Source organism: Gilvibacter sp., from assembly GCF_013214815.1.
Classification (GTDB): Bacteria; Bacteroidota; Bacteroidia; order Flavobacteriales; family Flavobacteriaceae; genus Gilvibacter.
Window position 1 is genome coordinate 1 of sequence record NZ_JABSPU010000092.1, and the last position, 8,220, is coordinate 8,220.

Here is an 8,220-nt window from a genome sequence, read left to right on the forward strand (position 1 = left end):
ACCGCATTTAACATTCCCATATCAAACGGTTCTTTGGCAGAATAATTACGTCCTAAAAAGAAAATTTCACGTGCTTTTTTCTGACCAACCATTTTAGCTAAATATGCAGAACCATATCCTGCATCGAAACTTGTTACATCTGCATCAGTTTGCTTAAAAATGGCATGTTCTTTACTAGCCAAAGTCATATCACAAACTACATGTAAGCTGTGTCCACCACCTACGGCCCACCCTGGAACGACCGCAATAACTGCCTTAGGCATAAAACGGATCAAACGCTGTACTTCCAAAATGTTCAATCGGTGATAACCATCTTCGCCAACATATCCTTGATGCCCACGTGCCTTTTGATCACCTCCGCTACAAAAACTATAGATTCCGTCTTTGGGAGAAGGTCCTTCAGCGCTCAGTAAAACCACACCGATGGAAGTATCTTCTTGCGCATCGTGAAAGGCATCTAACAATTCACTGGTGGTCTTGGGACGGAAAGCGTTGCGAACTTCCGGTCTATTGAAAGCGATACGTGCCACACCATCGCACTTTTTATAGGTGATATCGGTATAGGTTTTGGCGGTGATCCAATTTGCTTTAGACATATTCACTATTTTCGTGTAAAAATAAGGCTTTTTTAGCTGAGCCTCTCTTAAAAAACTTTGCTGTTATGCGTCGTATTATCACCACTCTAATTCTGTTATTCACCTTTGTTTCTAACAACCAAGCACAGGAACCCTATCAATTTACAACGCTCATTGATCTTGAAGCGACACCTGTGATCAGTCAAGGAGTTACAGGAACCTGCTGGAGCTTTTCAACCTCTTCTTTTTTGGAGTCTGAGATCATGCGGATCTCAGGAAAACAGATAGACCTTTCTGAGATGTACAACGTGCGCATGACCTATCCTAAAAAAGCATGGAATTACGTAATGAGACAAGGCAAAGCACAGTTTAGTGAAGGTGGATTAGCGCACGATGTGATCAACTCGGTCCGAGATTACGGTTTGGTGCCTAACCGCGCCTATACGGGCTTGGAAGCAGGTGTTGATAGACACAACCACGCAGAAATGGTGGCGGTGATCAAAGCTATGCTGAATACCTATATTGAAAATCCGGGACGCAATTTAAGCTCGAATTGGCAAATGGCAGTTGCGGGTGTTTTGGATATATATTTAGGAAGTATTCCAGAGCAGTTCCTTTATGAAGGAACAAACTATACGCCGCAGTCCTTTTTAAAAATGACGGGCTTGGATCCTGAGGCTTATGTGAGTATTACTTCTTTTTCTCATATGCCGATGTACGCCCAGAGCATTTTGGACATTCCCGACAACTTCTCCAACGGGAGTTTTTACAATGTTTCTTTGGATGAGCTGATGCAAACCATTGATAACGCCTTAGAGAATGGCTATACCGTTGAGTTGGATTGCGACGTAAGCGAACGCGGCTTCTCTTCTAAAAATGGAGTTGCTGTGGTTCCTGCGGATGCGAGTCTGACCCCAAAGGCCTGGACCGCGATCTATCCGGAGCTAAAAGTAGACCAAGACCTGCGTCAAGAGCGTTTTGAGAGTTTCAGCACTAAAGACGATCACCTAATGCATATTACTGGAATTGTAAAAGATCAGCAAGGCAATCGCTATTACAAGGTGAAAAACAGTTGGGGTACGGCAGAAGACCGAACTGCTTTTGGCGGCTATGTATACTTCTCCGAGGCTTATATGCGCCTAAAGAGCATCAGCATTATGGTTCACAAAGATACAGTGCCAAAAAACACAGCTAACAAACTGAACCTCTAAGACTTAGGGTAGTTTATCGAATTTACCGATCTGTTCTTTTTTGATGATTTTGTGATCTCGCAAATGCACGAGGTTTCTGTTTATGATAGAGACGCAGCCTACAGCATTATTTTTGCCATCTCTAATTTCTACCCCGAGAATAAACCCTTCCATTATATTTCTAACCGCATTCACGACTACAGCATCAATCCCGTAGACCTTAAGTGGTTTTTGGAGCTTTTCCCCGCCATGCAATCCTATCATGTAGTCTTTTACGAAAGTCCAAGCAAAAGTCATCTAGAACTTGAATCCCTTTTCGCCCCTATCCCCATTATTGCACATGAGCAATTGATTCACGCTCTAGATGCCCTTTTGTTACCTAACAACCGCATATCCAAATACAAGCGTTAACATTCTACTAGTATATTTTTGGTGCGATTTTTGCTATTTTAGCCATAGCTATGAGAAGGCCAAGGATCTATTTACTGTTATTCTTACTGCTTGGGTCTGCGTCTGTTTGGTCGCAAGAGCCGGACACCTTCACTATTGATTTTGGTGCCTTTGTTTTAGAAGATGAGCCGGATATTTTTTCTGAGGAATACAACTTTGTTTATACCGGATCCTACCCATTAACGCCAATAGTTTTCAATACAGAGGCGGGTTCCTTCTGGGAGCCTGTAGATATGTCCGCAGCCATTGATAAGACCAATCGAGATCGGGTGCGCGCAATGTCTATTAGACCAATCAGAGTGAAATCACTGGGCTTTACGGTTCAAAGTCCGTATACCAATGACAAGCAATCAAAAGTGACCAATACCGTCTATACAGAAATGCGTGGATTGCAACTCTTTGATCCTTTAACCTCTCGTGGATTTTGTTGGCGCTGCTCGCCTTACAGTGGGAATCGTTTTTTTAGGTAAGACTGATTCCGTCTTCTTCAATCTTAACCTTTCTGGCCTTATATAGAGATCCAAGGGCTTTTTTGAAACTCTTTTTGCTCATTCCGAGCAATTCTTTTATTGTTTCCGGATCACTCTTATCGGTAACAGCTAGAAAGCCTCCAGCCATTTCAAGTTCCTCTAAAAGGAATTCAGCATTGGGTTCAATACTGCGATAACCCTCTTGCTGAAGCAATAGATCGATCTTGTTATCCGGTCGAATCTTTTTCACATAGGCTGGCAATCGGTCCCCGCTTCTAATATCCTCAAAGATATTTTCAATATAGATCAATCCGTCATGCTGCCCGTTCACAATGGCATTGGCGCCGCGCTCTGTAATGTGGGTGATTAAAATATCTACTTTGTCGTATTTCTGTAGGCTGATATTCTCGTTAGAAAGGTATTTCTTGGTCTTTGAGGATCCTACCAAGCGCTCCGTTTTAGGATCGATGTAGATATATACAGTATACCAGCTGCCAGGATTCATTTTACGGGCTTGCTCTTTGAAGGGTACAAACAAGTCCTTCTCTATGCCCCATTCCATAAAAGCACCGTGAGATGTTTGCTGTGAGCAGCGCAAATAGGCGAACTCACCGACTACTGCTTTGGGAGTTAGTGTTGTAGCGATCAGCCGCGCTTCATTATCACGATACACAAACACTTCAACAGCATCACCAATAGCGTACTTTTGAGGCTTGTATTTGTGAGGGAGCAAAACTTCGTTTTCCTCGGGATCTCCTAAGTAAAGCCCGGGATCTGTCTCCCTTAAGATGGTAAGTGTATTGTATTGACCCAATTCCATGCGGCAAATGTACAACTTAGACCAACGCTAAAAACAAACAGCTTTTAATTTGTTCCTCATTGTAGGTTTGAGTACTTTAGGCCTGCGATATGAATCTCACTCCCCACACCCACTTCGATGACGGTCGAATCCCCCGTCACGTTCAATATTCCGCCTTAGGAAACATCTATTTCTACGATCAATTAATTATTACTGAGTTCAACGAAGGTGTAAATATTTCCTATGTTACGGGTATTCAACTTTTAATGGAATGCCTTAAACACATCGGCCCTAAACCTTTTATTATAATCTCTAATAGGGTCAATAGTTATTCGGTTCAACCGAATGATTATAAGTACCTAGAGCGGGTCCCTAATCTAAATGGAATTGCTATTGTTGCGAAAGACTCCGTTAGCGCTGCAAACGCCATGTTAGAATCCAAATTCTTCACCAAGGCCTTTGCGGTTTTTGAGGATATAAAAAGTGCGAGTGAGTGGAGTCAGTCTTTAATTGATCCCGATTTAACTGTGGCAAAGTAGTCCAACAATAACTGATCGTTCGCCTCTCTAGGGGTGAATACCTCTAAGATTGCAGGTCTATCTCCTTTCCAGAAACCACCTCCTAAGTGCTGTTGTAATTCGGTAATTGAGTTCGCACTGCTGTAACCCCAACCATACATTTGGGCTAAGGACTCAGCGCGCAATCCATGAACCGTTTCAAAATAAGTAGTGAAGTTAGCTTTGGACTTATCTCCCGGAAGGATCCTAAAAATTCCGCCTCCTGAATTATTGATCAAAATGATCCTAAAATTAGCAGGAGTGTAATTGTTCCAAAGTGCATTGCTGTCATAGAAAAAGCTGAGATCACCTGTTACGAACAACACAGGTTTTTCACTGCTGACTGCATGCCCAATAGCTGTGCTGGTGGAGCCATCGATACCGCTGGTCCCTCTATTACAATACACGGCCACATTTTCCGGTAATTCAAAGAGTTGCGCGTAGCGTATCGCAGCACTATTGGCCACTTGCATGATAACTCCTTTTGGCAAGGCGTCAAACACAGCACCGTAGACCTTCAGATCAGAAAAGGGAATTGCTGCTAAATAACGGTAATGATTCTCTCTAAAGTTGTCTCTTTTGGTCAACCAGTCTTCTTGATAGGAACTTCGATTAGTTCCTTGCTTTTCAGGAAGTTCATTTACAAAATGAGTCGCAGTAGATTGAATATGTCCTTTCAAAGCAAAATAGGTGTCATAAGCCTCTAAAGGATCTACATGCCAATGCCATTTTGGTGCCTGCCCTCGCAATAATGCCTTGATCTTTTTAGAAACCACCATCCCCCCAAAAGTGATTAACAAATCAGGTCTGAGTTGCTCCAATTCTTCCGAGTCCAAGGCCGCGATCAATTGATCAATACCACTGACAATCTTAGGATGATGTAAGTTAGAAGTGGTCTCCGTAAGCATTAAAACCCGGGGATCGTTCAGCAACTTATCCAGAGTCTCAAATGACACGGATTCCGGAGGCATAACTCCAGCGATGATCATAATCCGCTCAGCCCGATCAAAATCGTCTAAAAAATCTACCGGCAACTGCATAGCAGCAACCTGAGTTGGTGTATGTAAAAGCGTATAGTTAACTAAGGGCTTCTCTACCAATTCATACAAGGGTTCTTCAAACGGCAAGTTGAGATGTACCGGGCGTTTTGCTGAAAAAGCGATATTCAGTGCCTCTTGAAAATAATGATGATTGATAGATTCCGGACCACAATCTTCTTGACACTGAGCGGAAAAGCTTACGTGGTCGCCAAAGACACCAAATTGTTTAATGGTTTGCCCATCTGCAATATCAATCTTATGAGCAGGTCGATCCGCAGATAAAACAACTAGCGGGATTCTGCTGTAGTAAGCCTCTGCCACAGCTGGAAAATAGTTCAATACTGCAGAACCTGATGTACAGATCAAAACCGTTGGAATTCCGTCAAACTGACTCATCCCTAAACCAAAAAATGCCGCTACGCGCTCATCAACTATGGAAAAACAGTCAAAATAGGGGTCATTGGTAAACCCTAAAGTAAGGGGTGCGTTCCTGGATCCAGGAGAAATAACAACTCGAGAGATCCCATGCGCCTTACAGGCTGCAACAGCCAATTGCGCTAAGGGTATGCTGGAATATGTCTCTGCTTCGGGGTTTTGGGCCATCGCTTTAAGACGGAACCGGCAATCGTAGAATTTGCTTCATGGTTTCGGCTTTATTCACGGTCTCGACCCATTCATCAAAAATGTTTGAGCCTTCTGTGACGCCTCCACCTACAAAAATCTCGGCTGCTTGATCCGTAATTTTCATACAACGCAAATTTACGTATAGTTGCGTATTTAAACCAGAAGTTACCCTACCTAAATAGCCGGTATAATACTCCCGATCGTAATTTTCGTGTTTGCTGATGAAATTCTTTGCCTTTGTTTGCGGTAAACCGCATACGGCCGGTGTTGGGTGCAAAGCTTCCAAAACGCGGTGAAGCATTTCCTTTTTGTTCTTGAGCGTACCCGAGATATCATTACAAATATGCCAGAGCGATCCCGCTTGTTTATTGTAGGTCTTAGAAACCACAATGACCTTTGCCAGGGATTCCAAGTTTTCTGTAATTGCCTTGGTTACAAAGCTTTGCTCATTGACCTCCTTCGGAGTCCATTGCGGATTGATATCTGGAAAGACCTTTTGCGTTCCGGCTAAGGCCATGGTCTTAAAAGTCGTCCCATCTACTTTAATAAAGGTTTCTGGGGTTGCACCGATCCAAAACCCAACTTTAGGATGAAAGAAGGCGTATACAAAAGCATCGTGGTAATGTTTTAAAGTGGCCATAAATAATGCGATCGGATCAAAACTACCCGAAACCACTTCTTTTCTGCTACAAACTACTTTGAGCAGGTTTCCTTTATTGATTTGGTCAATAGCTTCTCCCAACATTTGCTCATAGTTGACCTGCACAATAGGTACATCCGTTGCAGCCACTCGAGGAGCTAAACTTTGGAAATAATCTGCATTGAGTTCTGCCGATAGCGCATCAGCGTGTTCGTCTGGGATCAGTATAGCGCGGTTCTTATTGGAATAGGGCATAAAAACAAAGCCCGTACGCGTAAGGTTTTTCACCAAGTGTTGCTTGTCACTATGTTGTAACAAGGCATGGACTTGTAGGTTTTTTGGTTCATTATAGATTACAAAAGGAAGGTTGTTTTTAAAATGCGATTCAACTTGGGGAGTAAAATCTGAAAGTGTCATGGTTTTTCCTTGTAAAGGGTTAGCGTTGTTAGTTTTACGAGTGAGATTAAGTTATTTTGATTATCGGTAATTCGAATCTGCCAAAGCTGCGTGGTCCTTCCCTTATGCATGATCTCCGCCTTGGCGAAAACCTCCCCTTCCCGAATGGATTTTACGTGATTTGCTGCAATTTCAATTCCGCGGACCTGTACATCCTTTTTTCCGAGAAAAATAAAGGCCGCTGCGCTTCCAACACTTTCTGCCAGTGCTACTGAAGCTCCGCCGTGCAGTACACCATCAGGCTGATGAACTCTTGAATTAACGGGCATTTTTGCAGTAATGGAATGATCGTTAAAATCAATAAATTCAATCTGGAGTGTTTCCATCAGGGTGTTTTTGCACATTTGATTGCAACGCGCTAAAAGTTCTTCTTTGGTATACTCCATTTGAATCGTTTACTTTGTAAATATACAAAATTAGGCAGCAGCATTTATGACTACAAAACGGGTTATTTACCAAAATTCTAACAGCTATGAAACCTTGAATGAGCGCCGAGAAAAAGACCAGAATCTCTGGTTTGCTTTTCACGGAATGGGCTATTTGAGTCGGTACTTTTTGAAGTATTTCAAAGCTATGGATCCAGGGTCGAATTATATCGTCGCGCCTCAAGCTCCAAGTAAATACTATCAAGGCCCAGATTTTAAACACGTAGGTGCGAGCTGGCTTACCCGAGAAGACACCCTAGCAGAAACCCAAAACGTCCTGAAGTATATTGACGCCGTCTATCAGGCCGAGTCTTTTGATACATCAAATTTAATTCTGATGGGATACTCCCAAGGCGTTTCTGTAGTTTGCCGTTGGATGGCCAGTAGAAAGATCCAACCAAAAATGTTGGTATTGCATTCCGGAGGGATTCCCGTGGAACTAAAGCCATCGGATTTTGAATATTTGGATCCGCAGACACCCGTCTATTATATCTACGGAGATAAGGACCAATACATCACTCCAGAAAAACTAAAAGATCAGAAGGAAAGAGGCGAAAGTCTCTTTGACAACCGCCTGCGCATTCGTACCTTTGAAGGAACACATGAGGTGCACACCAAAATGCTGAACGAATTAGCAGAAAAAGGACAGCTTTAAGCCCAAAAGAGCACCTCTGACCTAAAGCCATTTAGCGATGAGAATCTTATTCACTTTTCTTTTATTAGTGCTGATCCTTGGAAGTTGTAAAGAGGCTAACGAGATCGCAGTAGTCGCTCCTCAGGATACTGCAGAAGCGTCATTTAAATACACACCCTCTCAAGAGCACAAAGATTACTGGTTTAACGGAACCGCAGAGATATCAAGTTATACACTTTCGCAAGCCCGTTATGGAGAGCTTAGAGAAGGACAGGCAGCCATGATCTTTGTCACAGAACCCTTTTCTAAAACGAGTTTTACCAAAGCTGATAATCCAACGGCAGCAGATCCATCCGTGCC

10 protein-coding genes and 1 pseudogene are annotated in these 8,220 nt (G+C 42.9%); 6 read left to right on the forward strand and 5 right to left on the reverse strand.

Annotated features, from left to right (window positions below; translation table 11 throughout):
* A partial coding sequence (locus tag HRT75_RS13415) for an enoyl-CoA hydratase-related protein (RefSeq protein ID WP_291187720.1) occupies window positions 1-596 on the reverse strand: 596 nt, incomplete at its 3' end.
* 65 nt (window positions 597-661) lie between these two features.
* Between HRT75_RS13415 and HRT75_RS13420 the strand changes: the two genes are divergently transcribed.
* Genes HRT75_RS13420 through HRT75_RS13430 form a run of 3 tightly spaced genes read left to right on the forward strand, consistent with a single transcriptional unit; the run spans window position 662 to window position 2,685 of the window.
* Window positions 662-1,786, forward strand: coding sequence for a C1 family peptidase (locus HRT75_RS13420; RefSeq protein WP_291187724.1), 1,125 nt, complete (start codon window positions 662-664; stop codon window positions 1,784-1,786).
* 51 nt (window positions 1,787-1,837) lie between these two features.
* The gene (locus tag HRT75_RS13425; RefSeq protein WP_291187727.1) at window positions 1,838-2,176 is read left to right on the forward strand and encodes a hypothetical protein; all 339 of its coding nucleotides are present in this window, start codon (window positions 1,838-1,840) and stop codon (window positions 2,174-2,176) included.
* Between the two features lie 50 nt (window positions 2,177-2,226).
* Window positions 2,227-2,685 (forward strand): hypothetical protein, encoded by a 459-nt coding sequence (locus tag HRT75_RS13430; RefSeq protein ID WP_291187730.1) that lies wholly within the window; start codon window positions 2,227-2,229, stop codon window positions 2,683-2,685.
* On the opposite strand, the gene HRT75_RS13435 is transcribed toward HRT75_RS13430, so the two are convergent.
* Entirely contained in the window at window positions 2,678-3,505 is an 828-nt protein-coding gene (locus HRT75_RS13435) for a S1-like domain-containing RNA-binding protein (protein WP_291187733.1), read from the reverse strand. The two genes, HRT75_RS13430 and HRT75_RS13435, sit on opposite strands and share 8 nt — an antisense overlap.
* An 89-nt stretch (window positions 3,506-3,594) precedes the next feature.
* Here HRT75_RS13435 and HRT75_RS13440 point away from each other — a divergent pair, with 89 nt between their 5' ends.
* Entirely contained in the window at window positions 3,595-4,023 is a 429-nt protein-coding gene (locus tag HRT75_RS13440) for a hypothetical protein (protein WP_291187735.1), read from the forward strand.
* Here the strand turns inward: HRT75_RS13440 and menD are convergent.
* From menD to HRT75_RS13455, 3 genes are read right to left on the reverse strand one after another with little or no spacing between them, the layout of a single operon-like run.
* Complete coding sequence (menD, locus tag HRT75_RS13445) at window positions 3,984-5,684, reverse strand: 2-succinyl-5-enolpyruvyl-6-hydroxy-3-cyclohexene-1-carboxylic-acid synthase (RefSeq protein WP_291187738.1); 1,701 nt, start codon at window positions 5,682-5,684, stop codon at window positions 3,984-3,986. The genes HRT75_RS13440 and menD overlap by 40 nt on opposite strands.
* Before the next feature lie 4 nt (window positions 5,685-5,688).
* Window positions 5,689-6,762 (reverse strand): isochorismate synthase, encoded by a 1,074-nt coding sequence (locus HRT75_RS13450; RefSeq protein ID WP_291187741.1) that lies wholly within the window; start codon window positions 6,760-6,762, stop codon window positions 5,689-5,691.
* Entirely contained in the window at window positions 6,759-7,187 is a 429-nt protein-coding gene (locus tag HRT75_RS13455; protein WP_291187744.1) for a hotdog fold thioesterase, read from the reverse strand. The genes HRT75_RS13450 and HRT75_RS13455 overlap by 4 nt, the downstream gene beginning before the upstream one ends.
* Before the next feature lie 46 nt (window positions 7,188-7,233).
* Here HRT75_RS13455 and HRT75_RS13460 point away from each other — a divergent pair, with 46 nt between their 5' ends.
* Both HRT75_RS13460 and HRT75_RS13465 read left to right on the forward strand, forming a co-directional pair.
* On the forward strand, window positions 7,234-7,881 hold the full coding sequence (locus tag HRT75_RS13460) for an esterase (protein WP_291187747.1): 648 nt from the start codon (window positions 7,234-7,236) through the stop codon (window positions 7,879-7,881).
* Window positions 7,882-7,918: 37 nt separating this feature from the next.
* Window positions 7,919-8,220, forward strand: a pseudogene (locus HRT75_RS13465) (septum formation inhibitor Maf); the annotation flags it as partial.